The sequence below is a fragment of the Kocuria sp. TGY1127_2 genome (assembly GCF_013394385.1).
Classification (GTDB): Bacteria; Actinomycetota; Actinomycetes; order Actinomycetales; family Micrococcaceae; genus Rothia.
On the sequence record NZ_AP022834.1, the window covers coordinates 2,657,919 to 2,676,219 of the forward strand.

Sequence of the window (18,301 nt, forward strand, 5' to 3'; positions counted from 1 at the left end):
GCCTAGGAGATCGAGCTGACCGACTCTGACTGAGCCTCAAGCGACCGCTCCCATGTTGTATGCGCGGGTTTGTACATTGAGTAGTTACGTTGGATCGCGATGTGATCAGCGATGTACTTAGCGTCGTGCCAAACACCCCAGATGAAGCTGGATCCTCGGCGGGACTGCCACGGCAGGCCAAGAAAGTAGACGCCCGGCTCAGTCGAGACCCCACGTTGGTGTTTAGGCCGACCGTTTTCGTCGAATGCATTAACATCAAGCCAGGTGTAATCGACAGAGAAACCGGTCGCCCACACGATTGTCTTCACCCCGGAGGCTGCGAGATCGAGCTCTTCGAGCGGGTCCCGCATAGACTCCGGATCCGGGGCGAAGTCGCGGGCCTCCGGTTCCTCCGGCAGGTCCAAGCCATTGCGGGCAATGTATTCGTCGGCCTCATCCAATAAGGACAGGTAGTTGGCATCGCCTCGGGCGATGTTCTCGGGAAGGTCCCGAGCAAAGTGAACGACGCCGTTCTCGTAGGATTCCGCCCGTCCGAGCAGACGGATACCACCGTGCGCCAGCCGGCGGAAGTCCACGGTGCGTCCTCCATTGGCGCCGCTGACAGCAATGGTGACGTGTTTGGCTCCAGCCGTCGGCGCAGTTTCCTCCCACTTATTGAGAACGCCCAGCCACCAGCAGAAGTCCCGGCTCCGATAGCTTCGAGGAGGACGGTCGTGCGGGCCAACGGCCAGGTAGACCTCGCGCCCAGAGCGATGGAGTTCTTCGGCGATCTGTGCGCCGGAAGATCCGGCTCCAACCACCAGGACACCGCCGTCGGCCAATTGCTCGGGATTGCGGTAGGAGCTGGAATGGAGCTGATCAACATCCACATTCTTCGGGACGACGGAGGGAATGACCGGCTTCTGGAACGGGCCGGTCGCAGCCACAACGTACTGGGCGTTGATGACACCTGCTGATGTTTCAACCCGAAACCCGGGGCGCCCCATGTTCTTGCGCACGGACACAACCTCCACACCGCATCGAATTGGTGCGTCGATCATGTGAGCGTAATCCACCATATATTCGGCGATCTGGTCCTTGGAAGCGAAACCATCTGGATCGGTTTCTTTGAACTCAAGATTCGGGAAGCGATCGTGCCATGCAGGTCCGTTGGCGACCAGAGAATCCCATCGCCCTGTACGCCATTTCTCCGCTATTCGGTCGCGTTCCAAAATCACGTGGCTCATCCCGCGTTGACTGAGATGTTCGCTCATCGCGACCCCGGCTTGCCCGGCCCCGACGACCAGAACCTCAGTCTGCTCCTCCGACATGGCTGCCTCCACTTCACATTATTTCCCGCCAACAATGAATGTGTGGGGCGGGGATTGGTCGGTTCCTGTATTCACATGCGACCGACCGTGGGTATCGGGTACATGTTCTATCGTGGTCCAGCACACTCCATCTGTAAATTAGTAATTAGTGGCCTAATGCATCGGTTTAACTGATGATGTTGTGTATCGTGTGCCTATGGACGTCACACTCACTCAGCTCGAATACTTTGTGGAGGCAGCGGCACGGCTGTCCATGACGCGTGCGGCCGAACGCCTCAACGTCGCCCAATCGGCGGTGTCCTCGGCAGTGACCCAGTTGGAACGTCGAATCGGCACGCAATTGTTCATCCGCCAGCGATCCAAAGGTCTAGTCCTGACCCCCGAAGGGGAACTGTTCTTGCACGACAGCCGTGCAATCCTCGCCCATGTTGAAGAGGTCCTGGACCATGCCAAGGGAGAGGGAAATAATCTCACCGGCCGGGTGCGGTTGGTCTGCTTCTCCACGCTTTCGCCGGTCTTGCTTCCCGAGCTGTTGGCTCATCTGTCCAAGGACTATCCCGGCTTGGAGGTCACACTGACCGAGGCCGATGCCGCCGGTTGCGCCGCAGCGCTGCTTGAGGGACGGGCGGATTTGGCGCTGACCTACGATTTGGGCACACCTTCGGGAATCACAACTACCACGATGGACAGCGCGCGGCCGTACATCTGCCTTCCGGCAGATCACCGCTTGGCCGAGCGCGAGTCACTGCTTCTTAGTGAACTGCACGGGGAACCCTTCATCCTCTTGGACCTGCCATATAGCCGTGACGTCATGCTTTCTCTTCTGCGACAGGCAGGCCTAGAGCCCGAGGTCCGGTATCGCTCGGCAAGTTTCGAGACGGTACGAACCTTCGTAGCGAATGGACACGGTTTCTCACTACTGCACCAGCGACCGCGACATCAGCGAACCTACGATGGCGGTCGAGTGGTGACGGTCGAGATCGAAGATGATGTCCCATCGCTGGCTGTTGTCCTCGCCCAGCTCCAATCACAGCGGACCACCGCGCGCATCAGGGCCGTGGCCCAGGCGATCCACCATCAGGTAGAGAAACATCGATCGGAACTGGCAGTCGGGGCTGAGTAAGCGATTTCGGCCCCACTAGGACCGCCCACTCTCTGAGCGCCCTGACCACCGGAATCTTCAGCAAACGCCCCCGCTGAACGGTGCCGCTTCGAGCAGGTCCGAACCAGAGGACCGAAGAGACTACTGTTCTGTCAGATTGGGTTGCCGACCTGTTTGACGGTCCCTGCCGATTCTTCAACGACTGAGCAACAACGCCTGCGATCGCGAATCCATGGAGCGCAATTATTGCCGGCCACACCAGAGAGGCGTGAAACCAGATGCGGCAGACCGTCGGAACGAGAAGAGCCCCGGGCCGCCGATAACGCTCACCGCTCTCCCGAGTACTGGGCCGGCAGGGACGCCACGTGAAAGCCCGCGCTTCATGCCGGGTGTTCGACCCTTAAAAAGAAATCCGCCCCGCATAGAAGCCTACGAGGCGGATTTCGTGGCTCCGACCGGCGTCGATCCGGTGACCTTACGATTTTCAGTCGTACGCTCTACCAACTGAGCTACAGAGCCAGGCACATCTAGTGCAGATATGCCACGACGGCGTCTCTATCTGACATTCATCAGAATAAATACGCCGCCAGAGCGACCCTGACGGGACTTGAACCCGCGACCTCCGCCGTGACAGGGCGGCGCGCTAACCAACTGCGCTACAGGGCCTAGTTGTTTTTTCCAACGAGAGAAAATCCTATTGGAATAAACTAAGGTGTGCAAATCAGAGACTTGCAGTACCCCCAACGGGATTCGAACCCGTGCCGCCGCCGTGAAAGGGCGGTGTCCTAGGCCGCTAGACGATGGGGGCTTAGGCCAGCTCGGGAGTATTCCTCGCTTGGACCTCCATAAGCATAATCGCGTTTGGAGCCAAAGCACAAATCGAGAATCCCGAAAGAGTCGCGAATCACAAATAAGGCGGAGAGTCGGCCCTGAACGCTTCTGCCTCCACGGCCGACTCCGCCCGCCTTATGCGAAACAGAACGAATCAGCCCCAGACCACACCCGGTTCCGGAGCGGAGTCGATGCGCTCGTCCTTGAGCTCCGGGACGATCATCACGGGATTGTCCGAACTGTGCAGCACGCCTTGCGACGTCGAGCCCAGGATCATTCCGGTCAACCCGCCACGTCCCCGAGTACCGACCACAATCATGTCGGCTTCCTCGCCGGCTTCGATCAGCACGCGCACTGGGGAACCATCGATGAGTTCCGCGGTGACGTCGAGCTTCGGGAAAAAGCCACTGATCCAATCCTTGGCCTGGTTCTGAAGCTCCTCGACCTCGCGGTACATGGCCTCGAAGTCAACGGCAGCGGGAACCCAGTTCACCGCACCGGTGAACGGCGCGAGCGCGTTGACGAGCTTGAGACCCACACCCATGCGCTCGGCCTGCTCGGCGGCCTTCAGAATCGCGATACGAGCCTGATCCGAACCGTCCGAACCGACGGCGACGCCGTGGCTCGGCTGAAGAATCGTCGCATCCTCCGCGTGCCTCTTTGCCCAATTCAATGGAACGACCACGACGGGGCAGCGAGACTTGGCCGGCAACGCCGTCGAGACGGTGCCGAGAAGCCTGCCGAGGAACCCCTTGGCCGACCGAGAACCGACGACAATCAGCTCCGCACGCTTGGAAAGTTCCAGCAAGATGCCCGAAGCATCGCCGGTCTCCACCGTGGCTCGCAAATCGACGTCGTCGTCCTCGACGCGACGATGAGCCTCGTCGAGAATTTGGGTTACGCCGTCTTCCAGCGCTTTGTCGTCGATGACGGAATATCCCGAGTCGAATCCCGTGCCGGTGAAGACCGGCAAGGAATAGGCAGTGACCAGGCGAACCGGAACCTTGCGCCTCTTGGCCTCGGAAACTGCCCAGATCAGGGCCCCGTAACTTTGATCGGAACCATCAATTCCGACGATGACCTCGCCGTGGATATCTCCGAGATTCTGGCCTCCGGAGCCCTCAGCCACCGCGCGGGCCCCGAACGTGCTGTTGGAATGCAAGCCATTGGTCTCTGACATGGCGTCCCTCCTTGGGTAGTTCCTGTACCCATTCTAGGACGTAAATCACGTATATGCCCTGGTGCGCCCCGGAAATTCACTTCCGGGGCGCCACATGAGAGCCCCTACTGGCCTTTTCGGGAAATTTCGACCATGTCTTCACGCGGAACGACCTTGACGCGCTTGCGCGGGTTGCCCTCGGCGTCGGTCACGGCTTGCCCCAAGGACTGCTCGTGCTCGTCCAGGGCATGCCACCCTTCCCACGTCGTGTATTTGATGCCCTTCGATTCGAGGAATTCGAGAACATTCTCGGCATCGGCCTTGGTCGCCGTGAATTCTCGGTCCTCGAGCAAGTGGGTGATGGTCTCCAACGCATCCGACTTGGTCGAGCCGATCAGGCCCACGGGACCGCGCTTGATCCACCCGGTCGCGTAGAGCCCCGGGATGGGCGTCTCGGTTTCGTCGAGGACGCGTCCTTCCTCATTGGGAATGACACCCCGCAGGCCGTCGTAGCCGACCTCGGGCAACTGAGAACCGTGGTAGCCAATTGCGCGGTACACCGCTTGAACGGGATATTCCTCGGTTTCTCCCGTCGGGCGAATTCCGCCCGCGCCGTCGAGTTCATTGCGTTCCATACGAATGGCGCGGACCTTGCCATTCTCATCCCCCACGATCTCGGCCGGGGACTGCATGAAGTGCAGGTGGAGTCGACGGGAAGCGGTTCCCGGATTCTCTTTCTGCTCCTCGCGCCATTTGTTGAGGGTCTTGATCAAGGCCTTGATCTGGTTATTCGACTCGATAGCCGCTTCGGAGGCCTCGTCGAATTGGAAGTCCTCGTCGTGAAGCACGATGTCGACATCGCGGGATTTGGCCAGCTCGCGGAGTTCGAGCGGCGTGAACTTCATCTGAGCCGGTCCGCGGCGACCGAAAATGTGGACGTCGGTGACCGGGGACTTCTTGAGACCCTCGTAGACGTTGTTTGGGATCTCGGTGACCAGCAGGTCTTCGGCGTGCTTGGACAGCACACGGGCGACGTCGAGCGCGACGTTGCCGTTGCCCAGGACCGCGATTTCCTTCGCCTCGAGAGGCCATTCACGGGAGACGTCGGGGTGGCCGTCGTACCAGGCCACGAATTCGGCAGCACCGTAGGAACCGTCCAGTTCGACTCCGGGGATATGCAGCGACGCGTCGAAGTAAGCTCCCGTCGCGAAAATGACCGCGTCGTAATGTTCGCGAAGCTCAGCGAGCGTGATGTCCGTTCCGTACTCCACATTGCCGAAGAATCGCAGCTTGGGGTTCTCCATGATCTTGTGCAGCGAGGTGATGATGCCCTTGATGCGGGGATGGTCGGGAGCAACGCCATAGCGAATCAGACCGAACGGCGCGGGGTAGCGATCGAAAATATCGATGCTGACATCCACCTCGCCGTCGGCGACGGCATCGGACTTGGTCAGCAGGTCCGAGGCGTACACGCCCGCGGGACCCGATCCGATCACGGCGACGCGCAGCGGACGGGCGGGGTTTTCAGACACAGAGACTTCCTTTCGTAACTGATCCCGGACTCGGTTCCGGGCCCTCGTGAGGAGGGGCAGCACTGAGGCACTAGCTATCAGTCTAACGAGATGACCTCATACGAATCAGGGTGCCCTTAGTAATTCTTCAGCGGACGTCATAGGCAGATCGGTAGAGTTGAGTCATGACCCCAAGCTCATCTGCACAGCCCGAAGGATCACCCCGTTCGGAGGATCATGACCTCGACACCTCAGGCATGAATACCTCGGTGGATCCACGCAATGACCTCTATCGTTACGCCAACGGAGCGTGGATCGACCAGCACCGAATCCCCGCTGACCGGGGAATCGACGGCGCATTCTACGCACTGCGCGACCGCTCCGAAGAACAGATCCGAGACATCATCGTCTCGGCCGGCGAAGCCGATCCCGAGTCCAAAGTCGGTGCGTTGTACAACTCCTTCATGGACGTGGACGCGATCAACGACGCCGGCAATCAGCCCCTGGAAAAGGATTTCTCCCTCCTGGACGCGGTTCAGGACAAGGACGGCCTGGTCATAGTGCTCGCTGCCCTCGATGCCAGCGGCGTCGGCAGCCCGGTCGGCCTGTACATCAACAACGACGCCAAGAACGCGACGGAATACGTCCCCTATGTGGCACAGTCCGGTCTCGGCCTTCCGGACGAGGAATACTACCGCGAGGCCAAGTACGCCGAGATCCGCGAGGCATACCGCGAACACATTTCCCGAATGTTCGAGATTACGGGAGCGGCCGAACGCCTCGGCGAGACCCCCGATTCGGCGGCACGGCAAGTCTTCGATCTGGAAACGCAGCTCGCCTCGCATCACTGGGACAAGGTCATGTGCCGCGATGCGCACAAAACCTACAATCCCTACACCCTGGCTGGGCTCAAGGATAAATTCCCGGGCTTCCCTTGGGGTCGGTGGGTCGAAGCCCTCGGGGGCTCCGAGGAGAGTTTCGCACGCGTCGTCGTCGCGCAGCCTTCCTTCCTCAAGTCCTTCGCAGCCATGTGGAAGACGGAGCCGATGTCCCGCTGGAAACTCTGGACTGCTTGGCACATCATTCACTCCCGCGCCGCATTCCTTCACGACGAGGCGGTGCAGGAGAATTTCGAGTTCTACTCCAAGCGCCTCATGGGAACAGAGGAAATGCGCGATCGTTGGAAGCGCGGAGTCGGGCTCGTGGAATCTCTTCTGGGCGAGGAAGTCGGCAAGGAATACGTCGCCCGCCACTTCCCGCCCGAGCACAAGCAGCGGATGCAGGAACTCGTCGGGAACCTGATCGAGGCCTACCGTGATTCCATTTCCTCGTTGGACTGGATGACGCCGGCCACCCGTGAACGAGCATTGGAGAAGCTCTCTAAATTCACCCCGAAGATCGGGTACCCGGACGAATGGCGTGACTACTCCTCATTGCAGATCAGTCAGAACCTCGTGGAGAACGTCCGCTCGGGCAATCGTTTCGAACACGACTACGAGCTCGGAAAGCTGGGTCAGCCCATCAACCGTCATGAGTGGCACATGACTCCCCAGACCGTGAACGCGTATTTCAATCCGGTGATGAACGAAATCGTGTTCCCCGCTGCGATCCTGCAGCCGCCGTTCTTCTCGATGGATGCCGATGACGCCGCAAATTACGGCGGCATCGGGGCCGTCATCGGGCACGAGATCGGGCATGGCTTCGACGATCAGGGGGCCAAGTACGACGGTGACGGCAACCTCAACGACTGGTGGACCGAGAAGGATCTCGAAGAATTCGAGAACCGCACGAATTCGTTGGTCAGCCAGTATGCGCAATACACCCCGGAGGGGTTGGACCCGGCCGAGGACCGCGTCAACGGTGAACTGACTCTAGGAGAGAATATCGGCGACCTGGGTGGGTTGACGATTGCGATTAAGGCGTACCGCAAGGCGCTCGAGAAGCAAGGCACCACGCTCGAGGACGCGCCCGAGGTCGACGGCGTCAGCGCTGTTCAGCGCCTGATTCTGGCCTTCGCGCAGATTTGGCGGTCCAAGGCGCGCCCCCAGACAGCCAAGATGCTTCTGTCGATCGACCCGCATTCCCCCTCGGAATTCCGGTGCAATGGCACGGTTCGCAATGTCGACGAGTTCCACGAGGCCTTCGGCGTTCGGCCCGAGGACGAGATGTGGCTCGACCCCGAGGAGAGGGTGAGGATCTGGTGAAGCCGGAGGTGTTCGTCGTCGGGTCGGTGAGCCGCGACGTCACCGTGACCGTTGAGAAGTTTCCGGCCCCCGGGGAAACGGTCGTGGGCCATTCCGTAACGTACGGTCTGGGCGGTAAAGGAGCTAATCAAGCGGTTGCCTCCGCGCTAACCGGAGTCCCGACCTCCTTCCTCGGGTGCGTTGGAACTGACGAGGTCGGAAAACAGCTCGTCTCGGTCCTCCGCGACCGAGGGGTCCGGACCGAATGGGTCGTCGAGGTGCCCGGGGACTCGGGCTCGGCGCACATCACCGTGGACGCGCTCGGGGAGAACATGATCTCGATCGTCCCAGCGGCGAACCGGTCGGTCTCCCCCGAGCTGATTCGGCGGGGGCGCGATTGCAGTTTCGACGATGCCGCGGTCGTCATGGCGCAGGGCGAAATTCCGGCCGAAGCCCTCGAGGAGTTGGCGCGAGCGGTCGCGCCCCTCGAAGCGCGTCTGGTCCTGAACCTCGCTCCGGCCGTGAAAGTCTCGACCGAGTGCCTCGCCGCGACCGACGTGTTGATGGTCAATGAGTCCGAAGCCGCCGCAGTGTTGAGCGAATTGGGCTCGGCGACTGTCGAGTCGGTCGCCCAACGGTTGACCGAACTCGCGCCGAATGTGGTCGTGACATTGGGCGAGCAGGGCTCTGTCGTTGCCACCCGCGAGGATCCTCGGCCCACACGTATCCAGGCTTTCCCCACAGAAGATGTGGTGGATACGACCGGTGCGGGAGACGCTTATGCGGGGGTCTTCGCAGCTGCCTTGGCACATCGGGTGTGTTCCGACGACGGCGCAGGAACCCTGCCGCTGGAAACTCTGGCGGCGTGCGCGACCATCGCCTCCCGCGAGGCCGCCAAGGTCGTCGAGAAGGCAGGGGCGTCGTCATCCTACTCAGAATTCTCTTTGGAGGAACAATGAAGGTTGATCTCAATTCGGACTCGGGCGAGTCCTTCGGCTCCTGGACCATGGGCGACGACGCCACGATGGCGCGGATCGTCTCCTCGCTCAACGTCGCATGCGGATTCCACGCCGGAGACCCCGTCGTCGCACGGACGACGTGCCGTGCGGCGGCGGAAGCCGGTGCCGCTGTGGGGGCTCACGTTTCTTACCCCGATCTGCAAGGATTCGGCCGGAGAGTCATGGACATGGGCCACAATGAGCTGGTGAACTCGGTGATCTACCAGATCGGCGCGCTCCAGGCCATCGCGGTGGCCTCGGGTACGCAGGTTGCTTACGTCAAACCCCACGGGGCGCTCTACAATCACATTGCCCGCGATGAAGCCCAAGCCCGCGCTGTGGCGGAAGGTATCGCATCGGTCAGCACCGATCTGCCGATCTTGGTTCTGCCGAATTCCAAGATCGCAATGGCCGCGGAGGCAGCCGGGTTGCGCGCGGTTCCAGAGGTCTTCGCAGACCGCGGCTACAACTCGGACGGTTCCCTCGTGTCTCGCAGGGAACAAGGCGCGGTCCTCCACGATGCCGACGAGATCGCTTCCCGCGTCGTGCGCATGGTCAAGGACGGACTGGTCACTGCGGTCGACGGTTCAGAGATCGAGGTCAATGCCCAGAGCGTGTGCGTGCACGGGGATACACCGGGAGCTGTGGAGATCGCGAGAACCATCCGCCAAAGTCTCGACGACGCCGGAATCGCGGTAGAAAGTTTCGCCGCAGCATAACTCGGTGGAAGCACTCACTCGAACGAGAAAAGCGCACCGGAGTAGTTCGACAACCGGTGCGCTTGTGGCATTCGTGGCGAAGAGTCATCGCCCCCAGCACAAGATACTCAGGAGAGCTCGGGCCTGACCCTGGAATCGTCAACATCTCGGTGGCGCCAAGCCTCGACAATCCACATCGCAAAGAACACGAAGAGGCACATGATGGGTATCGCGGAGATGACCAACGGGATCGTGGTGATGTCGTCCAAATACTGCGAGGACCCGTACAACGCGATTCCGATCCACATCGGCGAGATGTACAGGCCGATTCCGGCGACCCAGGCGAGAACCAAGGCAACGGTGCGCTCCGGTCCACGACGCGAGAAGAGCCACGGGAGAGCGTCCACACAAATTGCGGCGATGATCAGCGGGAACCACGTGTTGTGATGTGACCAGGAAATGGGGGAGATCGAGAGCATCACGAAGGCATTGAGCGAGACGATCGACAGTTTCATCCCCCGTTTGTCCAACGAGGGAATCACGGCCGCTACGCCCACAATGAGCGCAACGATCAGCACGTACATCACGATTTTCAGCAATGAACCCGTCAGGCCAATGTGCATCAGCCATCCCTGGATCGAGATGTTGTCCAGGTAGTTGATGTTCCCGACCCTGGACGGATCGGAAATGGCATGGAACCAGAATTCCGCTGCCTGGTGGGGCAGAAAGATCACGCCGACCAGGATGGTGCCCGCAAACGACGCGGCCAGGGTTACCAGGCCCTTGATATCCTTGCGCATCAGGAGGACCAGCCCGAAGGCCAGTGGGGTCAGCTTGATGCCCGCGGCGATACCGATCAGCAGACCTCGCGGAACCTTGGTGGCCGGGCGCAGCAGATCCGCGAGAATCAAAAGCATGATCAGCGGGTTGATCTGCACGAGTCCGAGCCCACGTCGCCACGGCCCGGAAAGGCAGATGAGCGCGGCCAGAAGCGCGATCGTCGTCGTGCGCCCCAGCTTGTCCTGCAGCGGAATCTTGTACCCGCGGTGGTTGACGTAATCGTAAATGATCGCGGCGAACCACCATGCGACGGCGATCGAGAACAGGACCATAATCGCCGTTCCGACTTTGACCGGCAGGAACGCAAATGGCAGAAACAACAAGGCCGCGAACGGAGGATACGTGAACGGCAGGAACGAGGTTTCCGTGAGCGGCACGAGGTGAAGCTCGTAGAGGTCCTTGTTGATTCCGTCGTTACCGAAGATCGTCGCGGCACCCGCACGGTAGACCGTAAAGTCCAAGCCGCCTTGTGTCAGTGCGTAGAGAATCTGTCCGCCGAGAACGACGACAACGACGATCCAGGCGGCCGCCTGCCAGGGTTTGGAGGGCGCGCTGCGCTCAACGGAAGAGGAAGTCATTGGTTCAGTTTACCTAGCGATCAGCCCTGAAGCTGCGGTTGTGGACGGAGAACAGAATCGGCCTGCCCGCCGTGGGGCCAGCGCAAGCCACATCGTGCATCTGCCCTCGCACCGCGCTGGGCCCCGATACTAGCCCTGCGGTTTTTCCGAGTCCTCCGGCGAGGACTGGTTCTTGGGCTTGGCCACCAAATTGGTCGGACCGGCGCCCGCGACCTTGCGGCGACGTTTGGGCTTGCGCACCTCGCCGTTCTCGCTGTCCGGCTCGGCCTTCTTCTTTTTCGGCATCGCCGCGATCCGCAATGCCGTTTCGATCACGATCACCAGTAGGCACACGTAATACACGATGTACGAGGGGTACAGCGCGAACACGGTTCCCACAACACCGATGAGTGTGGCCACGAGGGCCAGAATGCCCAGAACCATGACGATCGTGTGCGCCAGGAAGAAACGCTCCGAGCCCTTGTTGCGCCACGCCAGGTAGACGGACATGAGACCGAAGAGAACAGGGAAGAAAACCTGTCCGGCCACCGCCATGGAATCCGGATGCCACTTGTAGAGACCCATCGCTTGAATGATCGCGGCGGCGGCCAGAGCCAGGGAAGCAGGCAGAGATTTCATGGCCGCCAGTCTACCGGCCTCACGCCGTGATGAAGTATGTGAGTCCCGCGATCACGAACACAGTGCCAGCAATCAAGGCACAGACGAGCTCGATCAGCATGCCGATTCCGGCGGCTTTCAGCGCCGCAACGGATGAGGAGAAGGCCGCGCCGAGGTCCTTCTGGCGGTATACCTCGGAAGCGAAAAGGCCCACCGCAAAACCGATGACCAGCCCCAAAACCGGCAATACGAACATTCCGACGACCGCGCCTATGACTCCGTAAAGCAGTGAGCGGTTCGGGATGCTTCTGCGTTTCATGGTCCGGCCCGTGAGCACAAGGCTCGCGCAGAGCCCGACGAGAGCCAACCCTCCCCCAAGGCCCAGAACCCACCAGCCTTCGGGCGCACGGACCGTCAGGGACCAGACCAAAGTCGCCGCCAGGACGAGAACCGAACCGGGCAGTACCGGAAAGATAATTCCCAGGATCCCGACGACGATCAGCAGGGCGGCGACAACGGTCGCGACGATTACGGCTGTCATACCTTCAATCCTACGTCTCACCAGCCATGACATGGCTCGGCAGAGAACCCGGACGAGTTTTTGCCAACGCCGAAAGGCGCTTCGCGCCAGCGTGTGTGTTTCTACCTGGTCACTCCGAAGAGTTTGTCGGTGTGCGCATTTCCGAAAACGGCATCCGGGTCCAACCGTTCGCGCAGCCGCCGGAAGTCCTCGAAGCGCGGATACAACCGCGAAAGCTCCTCGCAACCCAGCGAGTGCCTCTTTCCCCAGTGGGGCCGGCCGCCATGGGCGCGCATGATCTTTTCGACCCCGCCCAAATACCTCGTCGGGTCCTCTTTAAAGTACTGGTGCACGGCGATGTACATCGTTTCACGGCCGAATGCAGTCGAGAGAGGCACGTCGTCGGCCGCAGCCACACGGCCTTCGACGGGAAACGAGACCTTCAGATCGTTGCGCTCGATGAATCGCTTGACTTCCCTGATGGCCTCGGGACCTTCTTCCAACGGAACCGCGTATTCCGCCTCGTTGAACCGAACCCTCCGCGGCGAGACGAAGACTTCGTGGGCCGGGGCACGGTAGGAGCGGTTCGACGTCGCCCACGCTGCCGCATGGGCCATAGCCGGAACAGCCCGGGGGAAAGCGGTACCGACCTCGCACATCAGGCTGAGCGCGCCATTGTCCACGATTTCTTCGCTGAGCATCTGCAGCCAACGGGTTCGCGGCCCGATGTGTGCGAGGTCCGGTGGTGATGCAGCGTCTCGGGGAACACGGGTGTTTGTTTTGGCGACCGCCTTGTCGGTATGAGGGAACCAAAAGAATTCGAGGTGATCATGAGACCGCGCACGATCCTCCAAGCTGGCCAACAAGTCCTCGAGATGTTCCCCGGTTTCCTGCGCAACGAGGTCGAAGGCCTCCACGCATTCCAGCTCGACTTCCAGGATCATGCCCAGCACCCCAACCGATATCCGCGCCAGATCGAAAATTTCGGGATTCTCCGATGCGGACAGGCTCATAACCGAGCCGTCCGGCGTCACGAGGCTCAGCCCGGTCACGGTCCCGCCGAAACCGGTGAAGCCCAGGCCAGTACCGTGAGTTCCCGTCGAGATCGCTCCCGCAATCGACTGGGGGTTGACGTCTCCCTGATTGGTCAGGGCCAAGCCGTATGGTTCAAGAAGCCGAGGAATGTCTCGCAGGCGTGTTCCGGCAAGGAATCGTGCGCGACGCCGGGGCAGATCGACCCGGACGAGCCCGGTCATCTCGTCCAGATTCACGAGGTGTTCGTCGCCGAGGGCGATTGGTGTGAAGGAGTGGGCGGCTCCGACCACTCGGATCCTTTCCCCGTTGTCTGCGGCTTGGCGTACGACACCGACTGCTTGCCCCTGCGTCCGAGGCTTCCACAAGTGCTGCGGTTGCGCGGATTCGATGCCCGACCAATTGCTCACCGTGTGCATCAGAAATTCCACCCCTTTCCTCGATAAGTGGCCCAAGTGTCGACAACCCGACCGTCCGCGACGACCACATACTCGGCCAGGTGCTCGGCAAGTTCACCGGCTTTGGCATGCCGGAAATACACCAGGTCGCCCAGCGCCAGAGTCTCGGCGCCCGGTCCGCGAAGCGGCGTCTGGACTTCTCCTGGTCCTTCGGCCAGCGAATACTTCAGTTCTGCAGGCCAATCGATCGTGGGAAGACGGTCGGTTCCGCTCGGGCCCGAGGCAATCCATCCGCCTTCGAAGACCGTGACCCAGCCCGGCGCCGGACGCCGCACGACCGGCGTTGCGATGAAGGCCGCGGGGCGATGATGAAATTGTTGGTAACCGTCGAACAAGCCGGGCGAGAGCAGCCCCGAACCCGCGGCGACCTCCGTCAGAGTTCCCTCGCTCGAGCTGCTCTCGAGCGATCCTGTGCCGCCTCCGTTGACGAATTCCAGGTCCCGTTCTTCTCTGATCGCGGCGAGGACCTGAGCCCTGCGTTCCTTGAGTTCGGCCGCCGAGGTTCCCTGCATGCGCCGCGTCAGAATGGCACCAAGGCCCTTCCCCGCATTCCCCCGTCCAGCGATTTGGCCCTCATATGACAGGACACCCACCAAGGCGAATCGAGGCCGACGGGCAATCTGCCGGACGACGTCGATCGCCTGTTCCGGCGTGCGGACCGGTGATCTGCGGGCCCCCAGATGCAAACGGTCGGCCAAAACTTTCTCCCAAATCCGCAACGACGCGTCGACATCGAGACAGACCCGAACTGGCAGGAGGGGCGATGCGGAGGCCTCCGTCTCACCTTGGCGGAGTTGGTACTCGATGTAATCGAGGTGTTCCGCAGAGTCGACCGTGAGCGTGATGTTTTCCCTCCCGGTTCGGCTCTCACCCAGCTGCCGCAGAGCAGATCGGTTGGTCGTGGGATAAGCCACGAGTATGTCGCCGAATCCCTCCTCGACCAGCGACAGGGCCTCATCCAGGGAGAAAGCCATGATGCCGTGAAATCCCGGCTGGGCCAGAACGTAGGACATTGCCCCAGGGACACGCAGAGATTTGGAGGCGACACGGATGGGAAGTCCCGCAGCCCTCTTGCGCAAGGCCGCAATGTTGGTGTCCAGAGCATCTCGATCGATCGCTCCCACCGGTCCGTCCATGCCGTGGAGGGCCTGCCGGATGGAGAGGGAAACCATAGAAAATCCTTGCTTGACGAGGTGCTTTGCCTCACACCATACGTCAAAATCTGCCAAACTGGACTCATGAGTACAGTCAGTGCCGATCTCTCCTCCACCCGGCCCAATACCGTGGGCCTGCCCCCGCGACTCGCCGAGTTCCTCACGGAGAACCTGAGCGATGATGTCGCAGGAACCGGACCCCGCCTCCAGGCCACGGCCCCTGCGCTCGGAGAGAGGCTGTTCTCTTTTCACGGCGCGAGCGCTGAGGATGTGTTCCGTGCCGTCGATAGGGCTCGGGCCGCGCAACCGGGGTGGGCCGAACGGCCCGCGTCCGAACGCGCTGCCGTCCTGCTCCGCTTGCACGGTGAAATCCGGCGCCACGAAGAACTCATTCTGGACACGATCCAGGCCGAAACCGGAAAATCCCGGATCCATGCGTTCGACGAGGTCATGGACGCATACAACGTGTGTCGTTTCGTGGGACGCACGGCCCCGAAAGTCCTTCGTCACGAACACCGCCGTGGCGCCCTTCCCGGGCTGACGAACACCACCGTCCAGCGCCTCCCTCTGGGAGCGGTCGGGTTCATCACCCCGTGGAATTACCCGGTCTCCTTGGGAGGAACGGATCTGCTCTCGGCATTGGCCGCGGGCAATGTGGTGATCCACAAACCCGATTCCAAGACCGCGCTCTCGGCCATCCTGATGCGCCGGCTCGCGATCTCGGCCGGTCTCCCGGCCGAGGCGTGGCAGCTTGTCCCGGGTCCCGTGGATGAGATCGGTGACGCCCTCCTGGACATGGTGGATGCGGTGTCTTTCACCGGATCCACCGCCGCCGGTCGCGGTATCGCCCAGAAAACGGGCGCAATGCTCAAACCGACCGCGCTCGAGCTCGGCGGCAAGAACCCCATGATCATCTGTTCGGACGCTTTCCTCGATGCAGCGGTGGACGGGGCCGTGCGAGGGTGCTTCTCCTCGACGGGCCAGTTGTGCCTGTCGATCGAGCGCATTTATGTCGCGGACGAGCTCTACAACGAATTCTGCACACGTTTCCGGAACGCCACTGGGGCGCTGCGACTGGGTTTCTCATTCGACCACCACCACGACGTCGGCAGCCTGATCTCCGAGGAGCACCTCGCCAGGGTGCAACGCTCCGTGAAACAGGCCACACAGGTCGGCGCGAAGATTCTTGCAGGAGGCTCGGCACGGCCGGACCTCGGTCGTTGTTTCTTCGAACCGACGATTCTCACCGATGTACCACCCTCGGCCCGACTCACGCATGAAGAGACCTTTGGTCCGGTCGTCGCGGTCTACCGAGTCGACTCCGAGGACGAAGCGATTGCCCGTGCCAACGAGACTCCCTACGGCCTCAATGCGAGCGTGTACTCGGGCGACAAATCCCATGGACTGGCGGTCGCCTCCGACGTCGAAGCCGGAATGGTCAACGTCAACGAAGCCTTCGCCGCCGCGTGGGGATCGATTGCGGCGCCGTCCGGCGGTCTGAAGGCATCCGGTCTGGGGCATCGGCACGGGCCGGAAGGAATTGTCGAATTCACCCGAACTCGAACCGTTGCCCACCAGGCACTCATGCCCATTGCTCCCTTCGGTCCATTGGACGGCGAGAGGTTCCAAAAGGTCATGAGCCAGGCCCTCGGGGCGATGAAGGCACTGCGGCTGAAGTAGCTGCCGAAAGCAGCACCAACGCGTTCCTTCGTGATCTCTGACATCCCGGAGCGACCAGGCCAAACGCACTCTGTAAGCTTGGCCCGATGGCTAATTCGAAAAAGCGCTCTCCCGCCGGAAAACCCCACGACGGTCAGGCCAATAAGATCTCACGGACGCTCGTGCGCCACTGGCAGGTCCTGACCGCCCTGCTACTGCTCGTGGTGGGTTCGGTCGGTCTGATCCTGAGTGACTACGGAAAGTCGGAGTGCACGATTCTGAATTCATCGGCCATACCGGATCATCTGTCAGAAGACATGCAGAAGGCCTCGGAGGAATCGGGATTTCCCGTCAAGATTCTCGCGGCTCAGATCGAGGCCGAATCGGGGTGGAACCCTGACGCTCATTCGAAAGCCGGTGCCATGGGAATCGCGCAATTCACCCAGGACACCTGGGACGTCTGGGGGGACGGGGACCCCATGAATGAAAAGGATGCGATCGCGGCCCAGGGCCGGTACATGAAGTACCTCCACAAGCAGGCCGACGAATACGCCAATTCCGAAGAAGACGTCGCACGGTACGCTTTGGCCGGCTACAACGCCGGCCCCAACGCCATGAAGAAGGCGCACGGTGTCCCCGACATCTCCGAAACCAAGAATTACGTCCACAAGATCATGAAGCTTTCCGAAGGCAAGTACTCGAAGACTTGCAATTAGTCCACGGGGTTCAGAATTCGAGCCGCGGTCCGGAGCATTCTCCCCGAGGCTGGCTTCCTTGGACTAGATTGGCACTATGCCTACGTCTTCACATATTCCTTGGGTCACATCGGTCGAGGACGCCGACCAGCTGCTCCTCGGCTCCGATCTGGAGGTCCGCGTGGCCGATGTGCGTTGGTACTTGGATGGGCGCTCAGGTTCTGCCGCCTTTGCCTCGGGCCATCTGCCCGAGGCGACTTTCGTCGATCTTGACACGGTCCTTGCTGCGCCGGCAACGGCCGAATCCGGCCGACATCCGCTCCCGGATCCCGAGACTTTCGCGGCCGGCATGGAAGCCGCGGGCATAGCCGAGAATACCGTCGTCATCGCCTACGACGATGCCTCGGGAGGCTCTGCTTCCCGACTCGTGTGGTTATTGCGCGCCACGGGGCACACCGCGACCCTTCTCGACGGCGGGATCCAGGCCTGGGCCCGTCAGCATGGCGCGGACGCCCTCGAAACCGGGGCAGGCGACGAAATTCCGGCACCCGCGGGAAGCTTCCGACGCACGCCGGTGAACCCGGAATGGCTCGCGACGATGCACGACGCCGAAACTGCCGCTTCTGACGGACTCCCGCTTCTGGACTCGCGTGCCCCAGAACGGTACCGGGGCGAGGTCGAGCCGATGGATCCATGGGCAGGCCACATTCCCGGCGCACTCAATGTTTTCCACGCGGAGAACATCGGAACGGACGGACACTTTTTGGCGGCCGTCGATCTGCGGAAACGCTTCGGAGAGGCAGGCGTGGACGGCGATACCGAACCCATCGTGTACTGCGGGTCCGGCGTGACGGCATGTCATAACCTCGTGGCTCTGGAAGCCGCAGGCCTCCACGGGCGCCTCTACCCGGGATCCTGGTCCCAGTATTCGGCCCTCCATCCCGAGCCGGGCGATGTTTCCGGCTCATAGAAGAAC

At 61.4% G+C, this 18,301-nt stretch carries 15 protein-coding genes and 3 tRNA genes; 7 read left to right on the forward strand and 11 right to left on the reverse strand.

Features of this window, described 5'->3' with window-relative positions; genetic code table 11:
• Positions 1-2 precede the first annotated feature (2 nt).
• Positions 3-1,310: an NAD(P)/FAD-dependent oxidoreductase gene (locus sake_RS11855; RefSeq protein WP_178946123.1), complete on the reverse strand. Its 1,308-nt coding sequence runs from the start codon at positions 1,308-1,310 to the stop codon at positions 3-5.
• Between the two features lie 196 nt (positions 1,311-1,506).
• On the opposite strand from sake_RS11855, the gene sake_RS11860 reads away from it, so the two are divergent.
• Positions 1,507-2,433, forward strand: a complete 927-nt coding sequence (locus tag sake_RS11860; RefSeq protein ID WP_178946124.1) for a LysR family transcriptional regulator — start codon at positions 1,507-1,509, stop codon at positions 2,431-2,433.
• Between the two features lie 425 nt (positions 2,434-2,858).
• On the opposite strand, the gene sake_RS11865 is transcribed toward sake_RS11860, so the two are convergent.
• The 5 genes from sake_RS11865 to sake_RS11885 form a co-directional block, all read right to left on the reverse strand.
• Positions 2,859-2,931: transfer RNA gene (locus sake_RS11865), tRNA-Phe, on the reverse strand.
• A 73-nt stretch (positions 2,932-3,004) separates the two neighbouring features.
• A tRNA-Asp gene (locus sake_RS11870) sits at positions 3,005-3,078 on the reverse strand.
• Between the two features lie 69 nt (positions 3,079-3,147).
• A tRNA-Glu gene (locus tag sake_RS11875) sits at positions 3,148-3,220 on the reverse strand.
• A gap of 177 nt (positions 3,221-3,397) precedes the next feature.
• Positions 3,398-4,423 carry a universal stress protein gene (locus tag sake_RS11880; protein WP_178946125.1) on the reverse strand — a complete coding sequence of 342 codons (1,026 nt, stop codon included), beginning with the start codon at positions 4,421-4,423 and terminating at the stop codon, positions 3,398-3,400.
• 104 nt (positions 4,424-4,527) lie between these two features.
• Complete coding sequence (locus sake_RS11885) at positions 4,528-5,934, reverse strand: FAD-dependent oxidoreductase (RefSeq protein ID WP_178946126.1); 1,407 nt, start codon at positions 5,932-5,934, stop codon at positions 4,528-4,530.
• Positions 5,935-6,098: 164 nt separating this feature from the next.
• On the opposite strand from sake_RS11885, the gene sake_RS11890 reads away from it, so the two are divergent.
• The 3 genes from sake_RS11890 to sake_RS11900 are packed head-to-tail and all read left to right on the forward strand — an operon-like array spanning position 6,099 to position 9,813.
• A complete protein-coding gene (locus tag sake_RS11890) occupies positions 6,099-8,117 on the forward strand; it encodes a M13 family metallopeptidase (protein WP_129360297.1) in 2,019 nt (672 codons plus the stop codon).
• Complete coding sequence (locus tag sake_RS11895; RefSeq protein ID WP_165001004.1) at positions 8,081-9,055, forward strand: ribokinase; 975 nt, start codon at positions 8,081-8,083, stop codon at positions 9,053-9,055. Before sake_RS11890 ends, sake_RS11895 begins: the two co-directional genes overlap by 37 nt.
• A complete protein-coding gene (locus tag sake_RS11900) occupies positions 9,052-9,813 on the forward strand; it encodes a LamB/YcsF family protein (protein WP_129360295.1) in 762 nt (253 codons plus the stop codon). The genes sake_RS11895 and sake_RS11900 overlap by 4 nt, the downstream gene beginning before the upstream one ends.
• Positions 9,814-9,920: 107 nt before the next feature.
• On the opposite strand, the gene sake_RS11905 is transcribed toward sake_RS11900, so the two are convergent.
• From sake_RS11905 to sake_RS11925, 5 genes are all read right to left on the reverse strand, one after another.
• Positions 9,921-11,210, reverse strand: a complete 1,290-nt coding sequence (locus sake_RS11905) for a glycosyltransferase family 87 protein (RefSeq protein ID WP_129360294.1) — start codon at positions 11,208-11,210, stop codon at positions 9,921-9,923.
• 129 nt (positions 11,211-11,339) lie between these two features.
• A complete protein-coding gene (locus sake_RS11910; RefSeq protein ID WP_129360293.1) occupies positions 11,340-11,828 on the reverse strand; it encodes a hypothetical protein in 489 nt (162 codons plus the stop codon).
• Positions 11,829-11,847: 19 nt separating this feature from the next.
• Positions 11,848-12,348: a DUF456 domain-containing protein gene (locus sake_RS11915; RefSeq protein WP_129360292.1), complete on the reverse strand. Its 501-nt coding sequence runs from the start codon at positions 12,346-12,348 to the stop codon at positions 11,848-11,850.
• Positions 12,349-12,449: 101 nt separating this feature from the next.
• Entirely contained in the window at positions 12,450-13,778 is a 1,329-nt protein-coding gene (locus sake_RS11920; RefSeq protein ID WP_178946127.1) for a D-arabinono-1,4-lactone oxidase, read from the reverse strand.
• A complete protein-coding gene (locus sake_RS11925; RefSeq protein ID WP_178946128.1) occupies positions 13,778-14,989 on the reverse strand; it encodes an alanine racemase in 1,212 nt (403 codons plus the stop codon). The genes sake_RS11920 and sake_RS11925 overlap by 1 nt, the downstream gene beginning before the upstream one ends.
• A 66-nt stretch (positions 14,990-15,055) precedes the next feature.
• Here sake_RS11925 and sake_RS11930 point away from each other — a divergent pair, with 66 nt between their 5' ends.
• The 3 genes from sake_RS11930 (at position 15,056) to sake_RS11940 (ending at position 18,295) form a co-directional block, all read left to right on the forward strand.
• The gene (locus tag sake_RS11930; RefSeq protein ID WP_178946129.1) at positions 15,056-16,651 is read left to right on the forward strand and encodes a succinic semialdehyde dehydrogenase; all 1,596 of its coding nucleotides are present in this window, start codon (positions 15,056-15,058) and stop codon (positions 16,649-16,651) included.
• Between the two features lie 86 nt (positions 16,652-16,737).
• Entirely contained in the window at positions 16,738-17,346 is a 609-nt protein-coding gene (locus sake_RS11935) for a lytic transglycosylase domain-containing protein (RefSeq protein WP_129360289.1), read from the forward strand.
• 76 nt (positions 17,347-17,422) lie between these two features.
• Positions 17,423-18,295, forward strand: a complete 873-nt coding sequence (locus sake_RS11940) for a sulfurtransferase (protein WP_178946130.1) — start codon at positions 17,423-17,425, stop codon at positions 18,293-18,295.
• Positions 18,296-18,301 lie beyond the last annotated feature (6 nt).

Coding starts and splice junctions, on each gene's coding strand:
- sake_RS11890 (WP_129360297.1), top strand. CDS start 6,099: ATGACCCCAAGCTCATCTGCACAGCCCGAAGGATCACCCCGTTCGGAG.
- sake_RS11925 (WP_178946128.1), bottom strand. CDS start 14,989: ATGGTTTCCCTCTCCATCCGGCAGGCCCTCCACGGCATGGACGGACCG.
- sake_RS11915 (WP_129360292.1), bottom strand. CDS start 12,348: ATGACAGCCGTAATCGTCGCGACCGTTGTCGCCGCCCTGCTGATCGTC.
- sake_RS11900 (WP_129360295.1), top strand. CDS start 9,052: ATGAAGGTTGATCTCAATTCGGACTCGGGCGAGTCCTTCGGCTCCTGG.
- sake_RS11940 (WP_178946130.1), top strand. CDS start 17,423: ATGCCTACGTCTTCACATATTCCTTGGGTCACATCGGTCGAGGACGCC.
- sake_RS11935 (WP_129360289.1), top strand. CDS start 16,738: ATGGCTAATTCGAAAAAGCGCTCTCCCGCCGGAAAACCCCACGACGGT.
- sake_RS11860 (WP_178946124.1), top strand. CDS start 1,507: ATGGACGTCACACTCACTCAGCTCGAATACTTTGTGGAGGCAGCGGCA.
- sake_RS11910 (WP_129360293.1), bottom strand. CDS start 11,828: ATGAAATCTCTGCCTGCTTCCCTGGCTCTGGCCGCCGCCGCGATCATT.
- sake_RS11855 (WP_178946123.1), bottom strand. CDS start 1,310: ATGTCGGAGGAGCAGACTGAGGTTCTGGTCGTCGGGGCCGGGCAAGCC.
- sake_RS11905 (WP_129360294.1), bottom strand. CDS start 11,210: ATGACTTCCTCTTCCGTTGAGCGCAGCGCGCCCTCCAAACCCTGGCAG.
- sake_RS11930 (WP_178946129.1), top strand. CDS start 15,056: ATGAGTACAGTCAGTGCCGATCTCTCCTCCACCCGGCCCAATACCGTG.
- sake_RS11920 (WP_178946127.1), bottom strand. CDS start 13,778: ATGCACACGGTGAGCAATTGGTCGGGCATCGAATCCGCGCAACCGCAG.
- sake_RS11880 (WP_178946125.1), bottom strand. CDS start 4,423: ATGTCAGAGACCAATGGCTTGCATTCCAACAGCACGTTCGGGGCCCGC.